16 protein-coding genes are annotated in these 18,142 nt (G+C 34.3%); 14 read left to right on the top strand and 2 right to left on the bottom strand.

Annotated features, from left to right (window positions below; genetic code table 11):
• The first annotated feature begins 20 nt into the window (after nt 1-20).
• Nucleotides 21-593, top strand: a complete 573-nt coding sequence (locus G7034_RS01095) for a TetR/AcrR family transcriptional regulator (RefSeq protein WP_166399105.1) — start codon at nt 21-23, stop codon at nt 591-593.
• Here G7034_RS01095 and yihA read toward each other — a convergent pair.
• Both yihA and G7034_RS01085 read right to left on the bottom strand, forming a co-directional pair.
• Nucleotides 582-1,184 (bottom strand): ribosome biogenesis GTP-binding protein YihA/YsxC, encoded by a 603-nt coding sequence (gene yihA, locus G7034_RS01090; RefSeq protein WP_166399104.1) that lies wholly within the window; start codon nt 1,182-1,184, stop codon nt 582-584. The two genes, G7034_RS01095 and yihA, sit on opposite strands and share 12 nt — an antisense overlap.
• Entirely contained in the window at nt 1,185-1,949 is a 765-nt protein-coding gene (locus G7034_RS01085; RefSeq protein ID WP_166399103.1) for an alpha/beta fold hydrolase, read from the bottom strand. It lies immediately after the preceding gene.
• Nucleotides 1,950-2,380: 431 nt separating this feature from the next.
• On the opposite strand from G7034_RS01085, the gene mraZ reads away from it, so the two are divergent.
• From mraZ to ftsZ, 13 genes are read left to right on the top strand one after another with little or no spacing between them, the layout of a single operon-like run.
• The gene (gene mraZ, locus G7034_RS01080) at nt 2,381-2,836 is read left to right on the top strand and encodes a division/cell wall cluster transcriptional repressor MraZ (protein WP_166399102.1); all 456 of its coding nucleotides are present in this window, start codon (nt 2,381-2,383) and stop codon (nt 2,834-2,836) included.
• Nucleotides 2,823-3,746 (top strand): 16S rRNA (cytosine(1402)-N(4))-methyltransferase RsmH, encoded by a 924-nt coding sequence (gene rsmH, locus G7034_RS01075; RefSeq protein WP_166399101.1) that lies wholly within the window; start codon nt 2,823-2,825, stop codon nt 3,744-3,746. The genes mraZ and rsmH overlap by 14 nt, the downstream gene beginning before the upstream one ends.
• Nucleotides 3,743-4,069 carry an FtsL-like putative cell division protein gene (locus G7034_RS01070; RefSeq protein WP_166399100.1) on the top strand — a complete coding sequence of 109 codons (327 nt, stop codon included), beginning with the start codon at nt 3,743-3,745 and terminating at the stop codon, nt 4,067-4,069. The genes rsmH and G7034_RS01070 overlap by 4 nt, the downstream gene beginning before the upstream one ends.
• Entirely contained in the window at nt 4,056-6,017 is a 1,962-nt protein-coding gene (locus G7034_RS01065; protein WP_166399099.1) for a penicillin-binding protein, read from the top strand. Before G7034_RS01070 ends, G7034_RS01065 begins: the two co-directional genes overlap by 14 nt.
• On the top strand, nt 6,014-7,480 hold the full coding sequence (locus G7034_RS01060; RefSeq protein ID WP_166399098.1) for a UDP-N-acetylmuramoyl-L-alanyl-D-glutamate--2,6-diaminopimelate ligase: 1,467 nt from the start codon (nt 6,014-6,016) through the stop codon (nt 7,478-7,480). Before G7034_RS01065 ends, G7034_RS01060 begins: the two co-directional genes overlap by 4 nt.
• Nucleotides 7,481-7,484: 4 nt before the next feature.
• On the top strand, nt 7,485-8,708 hold the full coding sequence (mraY, locus tag G7034_RS01055; RefSeq protein ID WP_166399097.1) for a phospho-N-acetylmuramoyl-pentapeptide-transferase: 1,224 nt from the start codon (nt 7,485-7,487) through the stop codon (nt 8,706-8,708).
• 2 nt (nt 8,709-8,710) lie between these two features.
• The gene (gene murD, locus G7034_RS01050) at nt 8,711-10,048 is read left to right on the top strand and encodes a UDP-N-acetylmuramoyl-L-alanine--D-glutamate ligase (RefSeq protein ID WP_166399096.1); all 1,338 of its coding nucleotides are present in this window, start codon (nt 8,711-8,713) and stop codon (nt 10,046-10,048) included.
• An 8-nt stretch (nt 10,049-10,056) separates the two neighbouring features.
• A complete protein-coding gene (locus G7034_RS01045; RefSeq protein WP_166399095.1) occupies nt 10,057-11,286 on the top strand; it encodes an FtsW/RodA/SpoVE family cell cycle protein in 1,230 nt (409 codons plus the stop codon).
• Nucleotides 11,283-12,395 (top strand): undecaprenyldiphospho-muramoylpentapeptide beta-N-acetylglucosaminyltransferase, encoded by a 1,113-nt coding sequence (gene murG / locus G7034_RS01040; protein ID WP_166399094.1) that lies wholly within the window; start codon nt 11,283-11,285, stop codon nt 12,393-12,395. Before G7034_RS01045 ends, murG begins: the two co-directional genes overlap by 4 nt.
• A complete protein-coding gene (gene murC / locus G7034_RS01035) occupies nt 12,392-13,738 on the top strand; it encodes a UDP-N-acetylmuramate--L-alanine ligase (RefSeq protein WP_166399093.1) in 1,347 nt (448 codons plus the stop codon). Before murG ends, murC begins: the two co-directional genes overlap by 4 nt.
• Entirely contained in the window at nt 13,735-14,442 is a 708-nt protein-coding gene (locus tag G7034_RS01030) for a cell division protein FtsQ/DivIB (protein ID WP_166399092.1), read from the top strand. Before murC ends, G7034_RS01030 begins: the two co-directional genes overlap by 4 nt.
• 13 nt (nt 14,443-14,455) lie before the next feature.
• The gene (gene ftsA, locus G7034_RS01025) at nt 14,456-15,835 is read left to right on the top strand and encodes a cell division protein FtsA (RefSeq protein ID WP_166399091.1); all 1,380 of its coding nucleotides are present in this window, start codon (nt 14,456-14,458) and stop codon (nt 15,833-15,835) included.
• A 22-nt stretch (nt 15,836-15,857) separates the two neighbouring features.
• The gene (ftsZ, locus tag G7034_RS01020; protein ID WP_166399090.1) at nt 15,858-17,999 is read left to right on the top strand and encodes a cell division protein FtsZ; all 2,142 of its coding nucleotides are present in this window, start codon (nt 15,858-15,860) and stop codon (nt 17,997-17,999) included.
• Nucleotides 18,000-18,142: the final 143 nt, after the last annotated feature.

The raw sequence follows: 18,142 nt of genomic DNA, 5'->3' as shown, positions 1-18,142 counted from the left end.
TCGACTATTTTTTAGCTTAGATGAAACCAAAAATTGAACAAGGTGTAATTGTGAAAAAAGCAGCAAAACTCATACGTGAACGTGGTTTTGCATCGATGAGTATGCGCGATCTAGCAGAAGATTTAGGGATAAAAGCTGCTTCAATTTACAATCATGTTAATTCAAAAAATCAAATTCTTGAACTAATTATAATGCAGTTAGCTAAAGAATTTATGCAACACATTAATTGTTTAGAGAAAAACGAAAAAGCTGCGGTACAACTTAGGAAAATTATAGCGCATCACATCGATTTAAGTATAGCACGGCCAAATTCTATTGCTGTATTAAATAACGATTGGATTCATCTAGATGAAACAAGTTTGCACGAATTTAAATTTATGCGAAATTCCTACGAAGAGGCACTGCGGTTAATTATTGAAAATGGAATTCAGCAGCAGGAATTCAAACCAATTCATTCAGAAATAGTCTTATTTAGTTTGCTTTCTACCCTTCGAAATTTACATTTATGGATTAAAAAAAGAGGAGGGATTGACAAGCAAACTTTAATTGATGATGTAACATTAATTTTCTTAAACGGAATTTTAGTTGATTAAGCTTTGATTGATGTTGTCAATGTAGTTTAAAACATCTTCTTTACCTTGACCTGTTTGTGAAGAGGTTACAAAGTAAGGAGGTAATTCTTCCCAATGGGTTAACAACTGCTCTTGGTAAGTAGCTAAATTTTTTTCTGCTGCTTTCGGTTTTAGTTTGTCTGCTTTAGTAAAAATAATAGAAAATGGAATAGCGTTAACTCCAAGCCATTGCATAAATTCGAGGTCTAGTGGTTGAGGTTCGTGCCTCAAATCTACCAACACAAACGCATTGACTAGTTGATGTCTTTTTTCAAAGTAACTTTCAATAAAACGCTGAAACTTCTTTTTTTCTGTTTTACTAACTTTAGCGTAACCATACCCAGGTAAATCTACTAAATGCCAGTTTTTATTGATTAGAAAATGATTAATAAGCCTAGTTTTTCCTGGTTTTCCAGAAACCATGGCTAGTTTTTTCTTCCCCGTTAGGTTGTTGATTAATGAAGATTTCCCCACATTACTTCTTCCAATAAAAGCGTATTCTGGAAGTTTTGAATTGGGACACTTTAAAACATCGGTGTTGCTAATTACAAATTCTGCTGAAGTAATTTTCATTTACAGCTGGTTTTTGATAAGCCACTTTTCTAAGATTGCATTAAATTCTGCAGGATGCTCCATCATAGCTGCGTGTCCACATTGGTCAATCCAATGTAGTTCTGAGTTGGGGAGTAGTTGGTCAAATTCAACGGCAACTTTAGGAGGCGTAACCTCATCTTGTTTCCCCCAAATAACACAAGTGGGTTGGTGCATGTTTGGTAAATCCTTGGCCATATTGTGTCTAATAGCGCTTTTAGCAATGGCTAGAATACGTATAAGTTTATTTCTATCTTTAATGGTTTCGTAAACGTCTTCAATGATTTCTGGTGTAGCTACTTCGGGGTCATAAAAAACATCTTGCGCTTTCTTTTTGATGTATTCATAATCTCCTTTTTTAGGATAAGAGTCACCCATAGCACTTTCATAAAGTCCAGAACTTCCTGTAATAACAAGGCCTTTAATTAGCTCAGGATAAAGTTTGGTGGTTAGCAGACCTATGTGCCCGCCTAATGAATTTCCAAGAAGAATAACCTGTTCATAACCTCTAGCAGTAATGAATTCTTTAATAAAACTTGTAATGTTTTTGATGTTGGTTTTAAGTAGTGGAAGAGAATATATTGGCAATTCTGGAATAACAACTTTATAGCCCTTCGCAGGAAAATAAGAAGCAACGCCATCAAAATTACTAAGACCACCCATTAATCCATGTAGAATTAATAACGGGGTTCCTTCACCTTCTTCATAAAACTTAAACTTACCTTCTGTCTGTATTTTCTTGTCCATTCGGTTGAAAAAATTTCAAATTTCAAATATAGTATAATTATACAAGTATAGATAAAAATATTGTATTTACACTAATGCCCACTATTATTTTATTCTTACGAGAAGGTTTTGAAGTGGTTCAACTAGCACAGAATCATTTTGTTATCTTTAGTTATGCAAGCATAATATTTTTGATGACTTTTAATATGATTAGGTTTGTTTGATTTTTTTATTTTTTCCCACTTTCTCCTATTTCGACTCTAATTAATTGATAAAGCTTTGCTCTTTTACTCGTTTTGTAGGATTTTAATTCAGTTGTTCACAAGTCTATCTTTTTGTAAATCAACTATAGTAGGCAATTTCGTTGATAATTAAAAACTTATCAACAATTGTGGGTAAAAGTGGTATAATGTGGTAAAAAAATTAATATTTTTGAACTATAAATAATTGTTTTGACACATTTAATAGGAACATACGAATGTAAAGTTGATGCTAAGTCCCGATTGTCAATGCCTTCTGGGATTAAGAAGCAGCTTTTGCCAAAGCTTGAAGAAGGCTTTGTGTTGAAGCGTTCGGTGTTTCAAAATTGTTTGGAGTTATATCCTATGAACGAATGGGAGGGGCTTATGCAAAAATTGAATAAACTTAATCGTTTCAAGAAAAAAAACAATGATTTTATTAGAAAGTTTACCGCAGGAGTAAAGCTGGTAGATGTAGATGCTAATGGGCGTCTGCTAATTCCAAAAGACTTAGTAGCTTTTGCAGGGATAAAAAAAGAAGTTGTAGTAGCCTCGGCTATTAATATAATTGAAATTTGGGATAAATCTACCTACGAATCTAGCATTGATGATGTAAGTGATTTTGCAGATTTAGCCGAAGAAGTAATGGGAGAAGATGACAGCAACTAATTATCACATACCGGTATTATTAAAGGAGAGCGTTGATGGTTTGTCTATTCGCCCAGAAGGAACTTATGTAGATGTAACTTTTGGAGGGGGTGGTCATTCTCAAGAAATTCTTTCTCGACTGTCTGGAAATGGAAAGCTTTACGCCTTTGACCAAGACCCCGATGCACAGCAAAACAGAATTGATGACCCTCGCTTTACTTTGATTCCTGAAAATTTCAAGTATATGAAGCGCTTCCTTCGGTTTAATGGGGTGAAAGAAGTAGATGGTGTTTTAGGTGATTTTGGCGTTTCTTCACATCAATTTAACGTTGCGGAACGCGGTTTTTCACTGCGCTTTGATGCGCGTTTAGATATGCGAATGAATCCTAATGACAAATTGGATGCCTATCATATCATTAATACTTATTCAGAAGAACAGTTAACTCAATTAATTAGAGATTATGCAGAAATTAGAATTGCCCCTAAAATAGCATCAGCAATAGTAACTCAACGGCAAATTTCACCCATTGAAACAACCCTGCAATTAAATGAATTGGTAGGTGGTTTTTTTTCTGAACGCAAACTGAACAAAATGTTGGCTATGTTTTATCAAGCGCTTCGGATTGAAGTTAATCAAGAGATTGAAGCTTTAAAGAGTTTTTTGGAGCAAACTGAAGCTGTGGTAAAGCCAGGAGGAAGAATAAGTTTGATTTCTTATCATTCTTTAGAAGACCGTTTGGTAAAACGATTTATAAGAAACGCTAAGTTTCAAGGAGAAACGGAGAAAGATTTTTACGGAAATCCTTTGGTGCCCTTTAAAAAAGTAGGCAAGTTAATTGTACCAGGTGATTCTGAAATAAAAGGAAATTCGAGAGCAAGAAGTGCTAAACTGAGGATAGCAGAAAGAATACTAAAACCAAAGGCTTCATGAAAACCAATTTTCAAGACATAATACGAGGTAAGTTTTTGGTTAGTGACGGCTCATTGAATAATTGGGTATTCATTTTTTATTGTACTTTTTTAGCTATTTTAATGATTGGAAGCTCCCACAAAGCAGACCAAAAAGTAATGGAAATTGCCTCTATTAATTATGAAGTAAAAAAATTAAGAAGCGAATTTGTAGATACACGAAAGCGACTCATGCAAAAGCGTATGGAATCTACCATAGCCCGGCAAATGAGATGGAGAGGGATTTATACATCTGAAGAGCCACCACAAAAAATAATAGTTAAATCAGAAAATGACCAACAATAAAAACATATTAAGTAGATTTTATCTCTTGTTAGGGCTCCTTGTTGTCTTAGCTGGGCTTGTTGGTTTTAAGCTTTTTCAGATTCAGTTTTTGGAAGCAGAGAAATACAAAGATTTAGCAGAAAAAACGGTGTATAGGAATTTTACTATACCGCCCAACCGAGGGAATATTTACGATTCAGAAATGAATTTGCTAGCCACTTCAGTACCTAAATATGAAATTAGATTTGATGCGGTGACTGTTTCAGAAAAGAATTTTAAAGCAAATTTGATTCCTTTAAGTAAGGCACTAGCAGCAATGTTTGGTGAATCGCCTGCGCATTATCAACACAAATTTAAAAAAGCACGAGCTACCAATAATCGTTATTTGTTTTTAGCAAAAAATGTAGATTATTCAGACTACATGAAGATTAGAGAATTTCCCTTATTTGAACTAGGGGCTTACAAAGGTGGCCTAATTGCTGAACAAGAAGTAATGAGAGAAAACCCACTGGGTAAAATTGCAGAACGAAGTATTGGTCGTGGTAATGTTGGTTTTGAAGGAGCTTTTAATCATTATTTAAAAGGCGATAAAGGTCAGCGAATGAAACAAAAAATTGCTCAAGGACAGTGGAAGCCAATAAATGATATTAATGAAATTGAACCCATTGATGGTTATGATGTGGTTACTACTCTAGATGTTAATATTCAAGATATAGCCCATCACGCGCTTTTGGAGCAATTAGAAATTTACGAAGCAGACCATGGATCTGTGGTAGTGATGGAAACAAAGACAGGAGAGGTGAAAGCTATTTCTAACTTAGGAAGAAGCGCCACCTCTGGCAAGTACTATGAAAAATTAAATTATGCTATTTATGAAGCACATGAACCTGGTTCTACATTTAAGTTGATGGCTCTTGCTGCTGCTTTAGAAGATCAAGTTGTTGATACAAGCGATTTAGTTGATACTAAAAATGGAAAAATAAAATATTACGACCGAATAGTTCGCGATTCAAGAATAGGTGGATATGGAGAAATTAGCTTGGCAGAGGCTTTTCAAGTTTCCTCTAATACTGCATTTGCTCAAATGGTGGTGAACAATTACAGCAACCAACCCGAAAAATTTGTAAATCGACTTTACAATATGGGTTTAAACGAAAAAATTGGTTTTTCAATTAAAGGGGAAGGTACACCTAAAATTCCACATCCTGAAGATGCTAATTGGTACGGAACTACATTGCCATGGCTTTCTTTTGGTTATGGAGTTTCCTTAACTTCTATGCAGATTCTCAATTTTTACAATGCCATAGCTAATGATGGGGTTGCCGTTAAGCCTAGGTTTGTTAAGGAAATAAGAGACAAAAATAACCTGATAAAAGATTATACACAAGAGGTAGAGTCAAAATCTATCTGTTCTAAAAAAACCGCACAAATTCTTCAAAAGTTGATGGAAAAAACAGTGGAGAAAGGAACAGCTAAAAGTATTTATAATCCTAATTTTTCAATGGCTGGAAAAACAGGTACTTGTCAAACTGAATACTGGATAGAATCAGGAAGATACATTTCTTCGTTTGTGGGTTATTTTCCTTCAGCTAATCCTAAATATACCGTTTCTGTTGTTATTCATAAACCTAATCCGCAAAAAGGCTATTACGGAAGTACAGTTGCCGCTCCTGTTTTTCAGAAAATTGCACACAAAATCTACAAAGACACCCCTATTCAAGATGAGGTGTTTTTAACCGATATAGAAGTTGCTTCAAGCAGCTTTTTAAATTACTTTGAAATGGCTCAGAAATACAAAACTATAATGCCTAATGTAAAAGGAATGCCGGTTATGGATGCGATTACCCTACTTGAAAATATGGGGCTTCAAGTAAGTTTGACTGGAAATGGACAAATTGTTCATCAGCAATCCATTCCTAATGGAAATAAAATTAATCAAGTTCAACCTGTAAATTTAGTAGTTCATTGAATACCTTAAAAGACATATTGTATAGAGTTCCTATTGAAGCCGTTGAAGGAAACACCTCTCAACAGGTAAGAGAAATTCATATTGACTCTAGAAAAGTAGGTTTAAACGACTTGTTTATTGCCATTAAAGGAAATGCTTCAGATGGGCACGACTTCATAGAAATTGCAATTCAACAAGGTGCTTTAGCAATAGTTTGTGAGGAGATTCCTGTTTCCAGTTTTAAGGGAGTAACTTTTATTAAAGTAACCGATTCAAGACTTGCGGCGGCCTACATTGCTTCTAATTTCTACAATAATCCTTCAAAAAAAATAAAATTAGTTGGAATAACAGGAACTAATGGAAAAACTACTATTTCAAGTTTGCTTTTTCAGCATTTTAAAAGCTTAGGAAAAAAAGTAGGTCTTATATCTACAGTTAATATTAAGGTGAATGAATTGATTTACCCTACAAAACTTACTACACCAGATTCACTTAGCATTAATTATTACCTTAATGAAATGTGTGATGAAGGCGTAGAATATGCTTTTATGGAAGTAAGCTCTCACGGTATTGACCAACAGCGAACTGCTGGATTGGATTTTGCAGGGGCTGTTTTTACTAATTTAAGTCATGACCATCTTGATTATCATCCTAGCTTTTCAGCTTATAGAGATGTAAAAAAGAAACTTTTTGACGATTTGCCTAAGAATGCTTTTGCATTAACTAACGAAGACGATAAAAATGGAATTTTTATGCTTCAAAATTCGAAAGCAAAAAAATACACCTATGCTTTAAAATCTCATGCTGATTTTAGAGCGAAAATACTTGAAAATAATTTTGACGGATTGCTTTTGAAAATCAATGATCAAGAAGTGTTTTCTAGCTTAATAGGTAGTTTTAATGCCTCTAATTTATTGGCTGTCTATGCGGTAGCAAAACTTTTAGGAGTAGATGAATTAGAAAATCTCAAAACTATTAGCGGCTTAAAAGCAGTAGCTGGACGTTTTCAGTATTTTGTTTCAAAAAAGGATAAAATAACGGGTATTATTGATTATGCACATACTCCAGATGCATTGAAAAATGTACTTGAAACAATTACTGATATTAGAACAAAAAATGAACAACTTATTACAGTTGTAGGCTGTGGTGGAGATAGAGACCCTAGTAAGCGTCCGTTAATGGCAACTATAGCTGCTAATTTAAGTAACCAGGTAATTTTAACCAGCGATAATCCAAGAACAGAAGATCCTGAGGCTATTATTAAAGCTATGGAGGCTGGGGTTAATCCAGTAGATGCTTCTAAGTTACTTTCTATAACCTCGAGAAAACAGGCCATAAAAACCGCTTGTAAAATGGCTCAACCTGGCGATATTATATTAGTAGCTGGTAAAGGACATGAAACTTATCAAGAAGTGAATGGAGTTCGCTCTCCTTTTAACGACCTGGAAATACTAACTGAAACACTCATAAATTTAAACAAATAAGCCAATGCTGTATTATTTATTTGAATATTTAGATACTAATTATACGATACCAGGAGCAGGTTTGTTTCAGTACATTTCCTTTAGAGCGGCTATGTCAATTATCTTAGCCTTGTTAATTTCTACTATTTTCGGTAAAAAAATAATTCGCTTTTTGTTGGCTAAACAAGTTGGTGAGAGTGTAAGGGATTTAGGTTTAAAAGGACAAAAAGAAAAAGCAGGAACACCAACCATGGGCGGATTAATCATTATTTTATCTACCTTAATTCCGGTGCTTTTATTTGCCAACTTAACCAATATTTATATTCTATTGTTAATTGTTACCACCCTTTGGATGGGAGCTATTGGCTTTTTAGACGATTACATAAAAACCTTTAAAAAAAATAAAGAAGGGCTTCAAGGAAAATTTAAAGTAATTGGTCAAGTAGGCCTTGGTATTATTGTTGGAACTACGATGTATTTTCATGAAGATATTACCATTAGAGATACCCAAGAAGCAATTGTTAATGAAGCAACTCAAGAGGTTGAATTAACAAGAAGTGAAGAAATAAAATCTACCAAAACAAATATTCCATTTCTTAAAGGAAATGAATTGGATTATTCAGATTTAATAACTTGGATCAATCCAGCGCTAAAGAAATATGCTTGGATTATCTTTATTCCCATTGTTATTTTTATTGTTACAGCCGTTTCTAATGGTGCTAATTTAACTGACGGGATAGATGGTTTAGCAGCTGGAAGCTCCGCAATTATTGTTCTTACTTTAGGCATTTTTGCATGGATATCTGGTAATTATATTTTTTCTAATTACCTCAATGTAATGAACATTCCGAGGGTGGGAGAAACCACAATTTTTATTGCTGCATTTGCTGGAGCTTTAGTTGGATTTTTATGGTACAATACTTTTCCAGCCCAAGTTTTTATGGGAGATACAGGAAGCTTAACTATTGGAGGAATAATTGCCGTAATTGCTATAGCCACTAGAAAGGAATTGCTTATTCCTTTGTTGTGTGGTATCTTTTTTATTGAAAACCTTTCAGTAATTATGCAAGTTAGTTGGTTTAAATATACCAAAAAGAAATTTGGCGAAGGGAGAAGAGTTTTCTTAATGTCTCCACTTCATCATCATTACCAAAAGAAAGGTTTGCACGAAAGTAAAATTGTAGTTCGGTTTTGGATTATAGGAATTTTGTTAGCTGTCATCACTATTGTAACCCTTAAAATAAGATAAGGATGAAAAAATTGGCGGTACTTGGCGGCGGAGAGAGTGGAGTAGGAGCAGCGGTTTTAGCCATTAAACAAGGGTATGAGGTTTTTCTTTCAGATCAAGGAAAGCTTCAAGAAAAATATAAAAATGTTCTTTTAAATAATAAAATAAAATGGGAAGAAGGTAAACATTCTGAAGAGTTGATTTTAGCGGCTCAAATCTTGGTTAAAAGTCCAGGCATTCCAGACCATGCTCCGCTTGTTGTAAAAGCTAAGTCAGAAGGCATTCAGGTAATCTCTGAAATAGAATTTGCTTCTTGGTTTACTTCAGCAAAACTAATAGGAATTACAGGTTCTAATGGAAAGACAACGGTTACTAATATGATTTTTCATATTCTCAAAAATGCTGGACTAGATGTTTCAGTTGGGGGAAATATAGGTCAAAGTTTTGCTCTCCAAGTAGCTGTTAATCCTAGTAAAAATTACGTTCTAGAATTGAGTAGTTTTCAACTAGATGGCATAGCGAAATTTAAACCACACATTGCTATAATTACCAGCATTACTCCAGACCACCTAGACCGGTATGAAATGGATTTTGATAAGTATATAGCTTCTAAAATGAGAATAGCTATGAATCAAGATGAAAACGATTACCTTATTTATAATGCTGACGAAGAATCAGTTTTGAAAGCCTTAGAAAAACATCCTGTAAAAAGTCAATTGATTCCTATGTCAATTAAAAAGATCGAGGGTGAAAATGGACTTTATTTAGAAGACGAAAAAATGATAATTAAAATTAAAAACAATATACTTGATATGAATGTATCAGATTTGAATGTAAAAGGAAATCACAATGCCAAAAATGCAATGGCAAGTAATGCAGTGGCTAGATTGTTGAAAATTAGAAAAGAAACTATAAGAGAAAGTATGGAAACTTTTCAAGGTGTAGAGCATCGTTTAGAAAAAGTAGTAAAACTTAACTCAATAAGTTATATCAATGACTCTAAAGCAACCAACATCAACGCTACTTACTATGCGTTAGATAGCGTTAAGCAATCAACCATTTGGATTGTTGGAGGAGTTGATAAAGGAAACAACTATGCTGAATTAATGGAATTAGTGAATGAAAAAGTGAAGGCCATTATTTGTTTAGGGGTAGATAACCAAAAAATTATTCAGGCATTTAATAACGTAATTGACGATATTTATGAAACTACTTCTATGGAAGAAGCAGTTGTAATGGCTAGTAAATTAGCAGAAGTTAACGAAACTGTTTTGTTGTCTCCAGCTTGTGCAAGTTTTGATTTATTTGAAAATTACGAAGACCGTGGCAGACAATTTAAAGAAGCAATAATGAAATTATAACCAAAAGAATGTCTAATTCATTAAAAACATATTTATCACACTTAAAAGGAGACAAGACCATTTGGGCTTTAGTTACTTTATTAGCTTTGTTTTCTTTTATTCCTGTTTATACGGCTAGTAGTAACTTGGCTTATTTAAATGGGGGAAGTGGTAATACCTTCTCTTATTTATTAAAGCATTTAGCACATTTAAGTGTGGGCTTTGTGTTTATGTTTTTGGTGCATAAAATACCTTATCGTTATTTTAAAGGTTTATCAATGATTTTAATTCCCTTTGTTATTATTCTTCTAGCTTACACATTGCTTCAAGGAAATACCATTGGTGGCGCAAATGCAAGTAGATGGATTCAGGTACCAATTGTAAATATGTCTTTTCAAACTTCAGCATTAGCTTCTTTGGTTTTAATGGTTTATGTGGCCAGGTATTTAGCCAAACCAAAAGAAGAACCTATCACTTTTAAGTCAAGCTTGTTACCATTGTGGTTGCCTGTGTTTTTAGTATTGGGTTTAATTTTACCGGCTAATTTATCTACCACATTTTTAATTGCTTTTGGAGTTCTTATTTTGGTTTTTATAGGCGGTTACCCTAAACGCTATTTACTTGCTGTAATTGGCGCAGGAGTTGTAGCCATAGGAATATTTATACTGTTGGCCTTTGCTTTTCCAGATTTGTTTCCAAATCGTGTTGATACCTGGAAAAACAGAATAGAAAACTTTTCCTCTGGAGAATCAAGCCAAGAACAATATCAAATTGAAAAAGCAAAAATAGCCATAGCTAGCGGAGGCATTACAGGTAATGGAATAGGTAAAAGTGTACAGCGAAACTTTTTGCCGCAATCGTCTTCCGATTTTATCTACGCAATTATAGTAGAAGAAATGGGCTTAATTGGAGGGCTTGGTGTTATTTTAGCCTACTTAATTTTACTTTACCGAATAGCTATCATTACAACTAAAACAGAAGATACCTTTGGAAAACTGTTGACTATTGCAGTTGGAATACCAGTTATTTTACAGGCCTTTATCAATATGGGAGTAGCAGTAGAACTTTTTCCCGTTACGGGGCAAACTTTACCATTAATTAGTAGTGGGGGCACTTCTATTTGGATGACTTGCTTGAGTATTGGTATTTTACAATCTGTGAAGGCAGGCTGGGAGACAAAGGAAGAAGAAAACAAGGAATTAAACGAAGGAGCTACGGAAATAGAAAATCCTTTAGATATTTTAAGTGAAACATTATGAGTATGCCAAGGGTAATTATATCAGGAGGAGGAACAGGAGGTCATATATTTCCTGCCATTTCCATTGCTCAAGAAATTAAGCAAAGATACCCTAATGCAGAAATTCTTTTTGTTGGTGCAAAAGATAAAATGGAAATGGAAAAAGTTCCGCAGGCAGGTTTTCCAATAGAAGGTTTATGGATTGCAGGAATACAACGAAAAATCAATTTTCAAAATTTACTTTTTCCAATAAAGTTGGTAGCAAGTTTACTAAAGGCTAAACAAATAATTAAAAAGTTTAAACCTAACATAGCCATAGGTACAGGAGGATTTGCTAGTGGCCCTTTACTAAAAATGGCTAACTCAATGAATTTACCAACACTTTTACAGGAACAAAATTCTTTTGCTGGAGTTACTAATAAATGGTTAGCTAAAGACGCTAATTCAATTTGTGTTGCTTACAAGGGGATGGAGAAATTTTTTCCAGACCAAAAAATAAGAATTACAGGAAACCCCATAAGAAGCAAAATTTTAGCTGTTCAAGATTACACTGAAAAAAATGCGCAGCAAGAGGCTAAAAAGCAATTTGATTTAGATTCAGAATCCCCTGTTTTATTAGTTGTTGGGGGAAGCTTAGGAGCAAGAAGAATTAATCAACTATTGGCTAGTAAACTTGATTTCATCAAAGAAAATAATGTTCAAATCCTTTGGCAAACAGGTAAGTTTTACATAGATGAATATAAAAACCTGGAGACAAAACAAGTTAAAGTAAGCGCTTTTATTATGAATATGGAAAAGGCATATCAAGCGGCTGATTTCATTATTTCACGTTCTGGCGCTGGAGCGGTAAGTGAATTGTGTGTAGTAGGAAAACCCGTTATTTTTATCCCTTCACCCAATGTTGCTGAAGATCACCAAACAAAAAATGCACATTCAATAGTAAATGAAAATGGAGCAATTTGTATTACAGAAAATGATTTAGAAGATGCCTTTAAAACTGAATTTAAAGCGTTAATAAATGATTTAGAAAAGCAAAAAAAATTAAGTAGTAACATAAAAAAAATGGCTAAACCTAAGGCTACATCGCATATTGTTGATGAAGTTGAAAAACATTGGAATTTCAAACTATGATAGTAAACAACCACATATCAAACTATTTTTTTATAGGTATAGGCGGCATAGGAATGAGCGCTTTGGCGCGTTATTTTAATTCGCTAGGTAAAACTGTAATGGGTTATGATAGAACGGATTCAGAATTAACTGCTAAACTTTCAGAAGAAGGAATTCATGTTGTTTATATTGAAGAAGAAGCTGAAGAATTAATGTATGCCTTAGATCAAAAAAGCACATTATTGGTTTATACACCAGCGGTTCAAATCAAAAGCAGACTCATACAACTTGCTCAAAAAGAAAAATTTCAACTGATTAAAAGAGCGGCGTTATTAGGTGAAATCACTGCTTCTAAAAAGACCTTGGCCGTAGCAGGGACGCATGGCAAAACAACCACCTCTGCACTATTAACCCACCTATTAAAAGTGGCAGATGAAAAAGTAACAGCTTTTTTAGGTGGAATTTTACTCAGCGAAAACTCTAATTTCATTCATCAAGGAGATGAAGTTGTAGTGGTAGAAGCAGATGAATTTGATCGTTCTTTTCTTCATCTTCATCCCAATTTGGCTGTAATTACTTCTACTGATGCAGATCATCTAGATATCTACAAAACAGAACAAGCTTTAGAAGAGAGCTTTGAACTTTTTTCTACACAAGTTAGCGAAACGCTTTTTGTAGCTGAAGAATTAAAATTAAAAGGCATTAAGTATGGTTTTTCTGAATTAGCTGAAGTGCAGGCTTTTAATATTCAAGTGAAAAAGGGGAGTTATTATTTTGATATAGTTTATCAAGATATGCTTTTAAAAGGACTTCAATTGAAGCTACCTGGAAAGCATAATTTAGCCAATGCCATAGCAGCATTAGCTTTAGCAATCAATTTTAACAAAGATAAAGCTCATTTATACGCAAAGGCTTTAGCTAGTTTTTCTGGCGTAAAAAGAAGGTTTAATTACCTCTATCAATCTGCAAAATTGACTTTAATAGATGATTATGCCCATCATCCTACTGAAATTTCAGCAGCTCATCAAGCAGCTAGAGAGATGCATCCAGGCGAAGATGTGATGGTTATATTTCAACCTCATTTATATTCAAGAACAGAAAATTTTGCGACCAATTTTGCTCGTAGTTTGCAACAATTTGATGAAATTTGCATCCTTGAAATTTATCCCGCAAGAGAAGACCCAATCCTTGGAGTCAATGCACAATTTTTAATAGATAAAATAGAACATAAGAACAAAAAGATAATTGAAAAATCAGATTTATTAAAATCAATTAAAGAAACCAACTGCGCTATTGTATTGTTTTTAGGAGCAGGAGATATAGGAGAAGAAGCAATTAAAATAAAGGAAGCACTTTGTGTATGAAGAAGTATTGGAAACATATAAGATTGGTTTTGTTAGTCATCTTACTTATTGGTTTGATGAGTTTTGCTAACTACCGCCATAGCCATAAACATTTGGCTCAGGTAGATGTAGAAGTGTTTCCTTTTGAATCGCTCTTTATCACTGAAGGCGAAGTTCAAAAACAAATTCTTCTAGATGAATTCAATAAGCTTAAGTTGAACGAGATTACCCTAAATAACTTTGAACATCAGTTGGTTACTCATGACATGATTAAACAAGCGCAGGTTTATTATAGTATTGACGGAATCCTTGGAATTGAAGTTATTCAGCGAAGACCAATATTGAGATTTATAGATGGAGGGAGCCATTATTTAGATGAAGATGGAGAAATTATGCCTTTATCTAAAAATTATGCTGCACGCGTGCCTGTTGCTTTCGGATTTACTTCAGCTAATATAAAGGATGTTTTTCCTTTACTAAAAGCTATTGAGAAAGACCAGTTTTTAAGTCAGCATGTAATTGGTTTGACCAATCAAAACAATGGTCTATATCTAAGTTTAAGAGAAGCCAAATTTGAGGTGGTTTTTGGCGAAATAAATGAAATAGAACTAAAATTAAAGAACCTTAAAGCATTTTATGCAAAGGCTAAAAAAGAAGATAAATTAGCTGCTTATAAACAAGTTGATTTGCGGTTTGGCAATCAAGTGGTTTGTACTAAAATATGATAATATAGTGATGATGGAACAAGAGAATATTGCAGTTGGATTAGACATAGGTACTACAAAAATAGTAGCTATGATTGGCCGTAAAAATGAATACGGAAAAGTGGAAATTCTAGGCATTGGAAAAGCCAAAAGCTTAGGCGTACATAGAGGAGTAGTGAATAATATAACGCAAACTATTCAATCTATACAACAAGCAGTAAGAGATGCTGAAGCTAACGCAGGTTTAAAAGTTGACCAGGTAACTGTAGGAATTGCTGGACAACACATTAGAAGCTTGCAGCACAGTGATTATATTACTAGAGCTAATTATGATGATGTTATTGAAGAACAAGATATTGAGGAGCTTTGCAATCAAGTACACAAGCTTGTCATGCTTCCTGGCGAAGAGATTATACACGTACTTCCACAGGAATACAAAGTAGATGGTCAGGCTGAAATTACTCAACCTATTGGTATGCACGGCGCAAGATTAGAAGCCAACTTTCATGTGGTTGTTGGGCAAATTTCTTCCATCAGAAACATTGTAAGGTGCGTTAAAAATTCAGGTTTAGAATTGGGAGGAGTTAATCTTGAACCTCTTGCTTCAGCCAATGCCGTTTTAAGTCAGGAAGAAAAAGAAGCTGGCGTAGCTCTAATAGATATTGGAGGGGGAACAACCGATTTAGCAATTTTTAAAGACGGAATTATTAGGCATACTGCGGTTATTCCATTTGGAGGCAATGTAATTACAGAAGACATTAAAGATGGCTGTTCCATTATTGAAAAACAAGCTGAATTACTTAAAGTAAAGTTTGGTTCGGCTTGGCCTGGCGAAAATAAAGACAACGAAATTGTTTCCATTCCTGGATTAAGAGGAAGAGAACCTAAAGAAATTTCTTTAAAAAACTTGTCTAAAATTATTCATTATAGAGCTGTTGAAATTATTGAACAAGTTTTTCAAGAAATAAAAAATTACGGCCACGAAGAACAACGAAAAAAACTCATTGCTGGAATTGTAATTACCGGAGGTGGTGCTCAGCTAAAACACCTCAAACAATTAGTAGAATACATTACTGGAATGGATACCCGAATAGGTTTACCTAACGAGCATTTAGCTGGAGATACAGAAAAAGATACCGCTAGTCCAATTTTTGCAACAGCTGTAGGTCTAGTGATGAAAGCTATTTACGAACATGAACACCAAGTTCAAGAAGAAAAAGAAGAAGAACAAGCAAAGCTGGAAGAAGACCAGCCTATACAAACGGTTTCTGAGGAAGAACAGACTAGCTCTGAAGATACCGAAGAACTTGCTCAGGAGAATCCCGAAAAGCAAGATAGAGCCACAGGACCACGAAGAAATATTTTTGAAAAATTCTTTGATGGATTAAAAGATTTTTTAGATAAAGCAGAATAAATGACCAATAAAAATTTAAGTTATGAGCCAACAAGATAATAATGATTTCGATAAAATCTCTTTCGATTTGCCTAAGAATCAGTCTAATGTAATTAAGGTAATTGGCGTTGGAGGCGGAGGTTCAAATGCCATTAACCATATGTTTAGGCAAGGAATTAGAGGGGTAGATTTTGTAGTTTGCAATACCGATTCTCAAGCCTTAGAAAATAGCCCTGTCCCTACTAAAATTCAATTAGGGGTAAACCTTACCGAAGGTTTAGGTGCAGGTGCTAATCCAGACGTTGGAGAACAGGCTGCTTTAGAGAGTTTTGATGATATCAAAAACCTATTAAGCACCAATACTAAAATGGTTTTCATTACCGCCGGTATGGGCGGTGGAACGGGTACAGGAGCGGCACCAATTATTGCTAAGCAAGCCAGAGAAATGGATATCCTTACTGTTGGAATTATTACCATTCCGTTTATGTTTGAAGGAAAAACAAGAAACGAACAAGCACAGCTTGGTGTAGAAAAACTAAGAGATGAAGTTGATTCATTAATTGTGATTAACAATAATAAGCTAAGGGAGGTGTATGGCAACCTTGGGTTTAAAGCTGGTTTTTCTAAAGCAGATGAGGTTTTAGCCACTGCTTCTAGAGGTATTGCAGAAGTAATTACGCATCATTATACCCAAAATATTGACCTGAAAGACGCCAAGACAGTATTGAGCAATAGTGGTACAGCTATTATGGGGTCTTCCGTAGCTTCTGGATCCAACCGAGCTATGGATGCTATTGAAAAAGCATTAGATTCTCCACTCCTAAATGATAACAAAATTAAAGGAGCTCAAAACGTTCTTTTATTAATCGTTTCGGGTACTGATGAAATTACCATTGATGAAATAGGAGAAATTAATGACCATATTCAAGCGGAAGCTGGAAATTCTGCCAACATTATTATGGGGGTAGGAGAAGATGAAAGCCTTGAAGATTCTATCTCAATAACCGTAATAGCCACGGGTTTTAATACGGAGCAGCAAGATGTGATTGTTAATACTGAAACAAAAAAAATTGTTCATACCCTTGAAGATGAACAGAAGGCTGAGTTGAAATTGGATCCTAAAAAGACTTCGGTTTCTTCTAATTTTAACAAGACTGCCAGACCTGCTCCAGAAAACAACTACCCCAAAAAGAAAATTGTTCATTCCTTAGAAGAAGATAATTTTGAAAATGATAATCCACTTCAAAATCAAGAGAATAAGTCGGTAACATCAGAGGCAGAAACAAATCAGAATAATGAAATATCATCACTAAATGAGGACGATTTATTAGCTACTACTTCTGCTATGCGAGAAATTGAAGTTGATGCAGAAGAGGTACATCTTGAACTAAATGATTTTGAGATAGAAGATGTAAATCCAAATAATCAAGAGGCAAAAAACCAAGCTAATGAGAATAATGATTTTGCGGATGAGTTGCCTTTAACCTTCGATTTTCCCATACAACAATCAGTGAATAAGCAGACTGAAAAAACTGCAAATAACGAATTGGAAGACACCTCTCAAAAAGATAATAGTAAAACGGATGAAACTAATAATTCAACCATCCAACACCTGAGCTTAGATGACAGTCTTGAGGATTCAACTATTAATGATATTGAGGTAAAAGACGAAATAGTGGTAACTTCAGAAGCCAACAATCTATCGCTGTCTAATAACGAAGCAAAGCTTTATAATTTAGACGATTATGAGGACTTAGAAAATCACCTGAATCAAGCCCAGCCTCAACAAGCTTCAGAGCCTAAGCAAGAAGCTGAAGAAACTTCTGAAGAAGAGTTTAGCTTTGAGGTGAAAAAGGAGCTTAAAAAAGAAGTTAAAAAGGAGGATACCAATGCTACGGAAGAGGTTTCAAATGAAATCGACCCTTTCAGTAGCTCTATTCAAGATTTAAAAGCTTCAGCAGCACAGCGAAGAGCAAAACTAAAACGCTTTAATTATCAATTCAAAAATAATCAGCAAAATATTGATGAAATTGAAAAACAACCAGCATATAAACGTGCAGGAGTAGAAATAGACCACTCAAGAAAAACTGAAAACAAACGCTCAAGGACTAGTTTGCAACAAGATGAAAATGGAAATGTAAATTTTAGATCAAATAATTCCTATTTACATGACAATGTAGATTAATAGCTTTATAAATTGGTTGATTTTAGAAAACAAAACTCTTCTTTTAGAGGGGTTTTGTTTTTTAAATTGCTACAAGCTAATTAAAGCTTTGAGCTATTTGTTTTAAATACATTACTTTTGCGCTATTGCAATAAGTTTTAAAT

Origin of the sequence: Psychroflexus maritimus (genome assembly GCF_011089875.1) — a bacterium.
GTDB classification, from domain to species: domain Bacteria; phylum Bacteroidota; class Bacteroidia; order Flavobacteriales; family Flavobacteriaceae; genus Psychroflexus; species Psychroflexus maritimus.
The sequence above is the reverse complement of the archived record's forward strand: the minus strand, read 5'-3'. Positions and strand labels throughout refer to the sequence as shown.

What these genes read in the sequence shown, in the direction of transcription:
- G7034_RS01095 (WP_166399105.1), top strand. Translation starts at nt 21, where the DNA reads ATGAAACCAAAAATTGAACAAGGTGTAATTGTGAAAAAAGCAGCAAAA.
- yihA (WP_166399104.1), bottom strand. Translation starts at nt 1,184, where the DNA reads ATGAAAATTACTTCAGCAGAATTTGTAATTAGCAACACCGATGTTTTA.
- G7034_RS01085 (WP_166399103.1), bottom strand. Translation starts at nt 1,949, where the DNA reads ATGGACAAGAAAATACAGACAGAAGGTAAGTTTAAGTTTTATGAAGAA.
- rsmH (WP_166399101.1), top strand. Translation starts at nt 2,823, where the DNA reads ATGACAGCAACTAATTATCACATACCGGTATTATTAAAGGAGAGCGTT.
- G7034_RS01070 (WP_166399100.1), top strand. Translation starts at nt 3,743, where the DNA reads ATGAAAACCAATTTTCAAGACATAATACGAGGTAAGTTTTTGGTTAGT.
- G7034_RS01065 (WP_166399099.1), top strand. Translation starts at nt 4,056, where the DNA reads ATGACCAACAATAAAAACATATTAAGTAGATTTTATCTCTTGTTAGGG.
- mraY (WP_166399097.1), top strand. Translation starts at nt 7,485, where the DNA reads ATGCTGTATTATTTATTTGAATATTTAGATACTAATTATACGATACCA.
- murD (WP_166399096.1), top strand. Translation starts at nt 8,711, where the DNA reads ATGAAAAAATTGGCGGTACTTGGCGGCGGAGAGAGTGGAGTAGGAGCA.
- G7034_RS01045 (WP_166399095.1), top strand. Translation starts at nt 10,057, where the DNA reads ATGTCTAATTCATTAAAAACATATTTATCACACTTAAAAGGAGACAAG.
- murG (WP_166399094.1), top strand. Translation starts at nt 11,283, where the DNA reads ATGAGTATGCCAAGGGTAATTATATCAGGAGGAGGAACAGGAGGTCAT.
- murC (WP_166399093.1), top strand. Translation starts at nt 12,392, where the DNA reads ATGATAGTAAACAACCACATATCAAACTATTTTTTTATAGGTATAGGC.
- G7034_RS01030 (WP_166399092.1), top strand. Translation starts at nt 13,735, where the DNA reads ATGAAGAAGTATTGGAAACATATAAGATTGGTTTTGTTAGTCATCTTA.
- ftsA (WP_166399091.1), top strand. Translation starts at nt 14,456, where the DNA reads ATGGAACAAGAGAATATTGCAGTTGGATTAGACATAGGTACTACAAAA.
- ftsZ (WP_166399090.1), top strand. Translation starts at nt 15,858, where the DNA reads ATGAGCCAACAAGATAATAATGATTTCGATAAAATCTCTTTCGATTTG.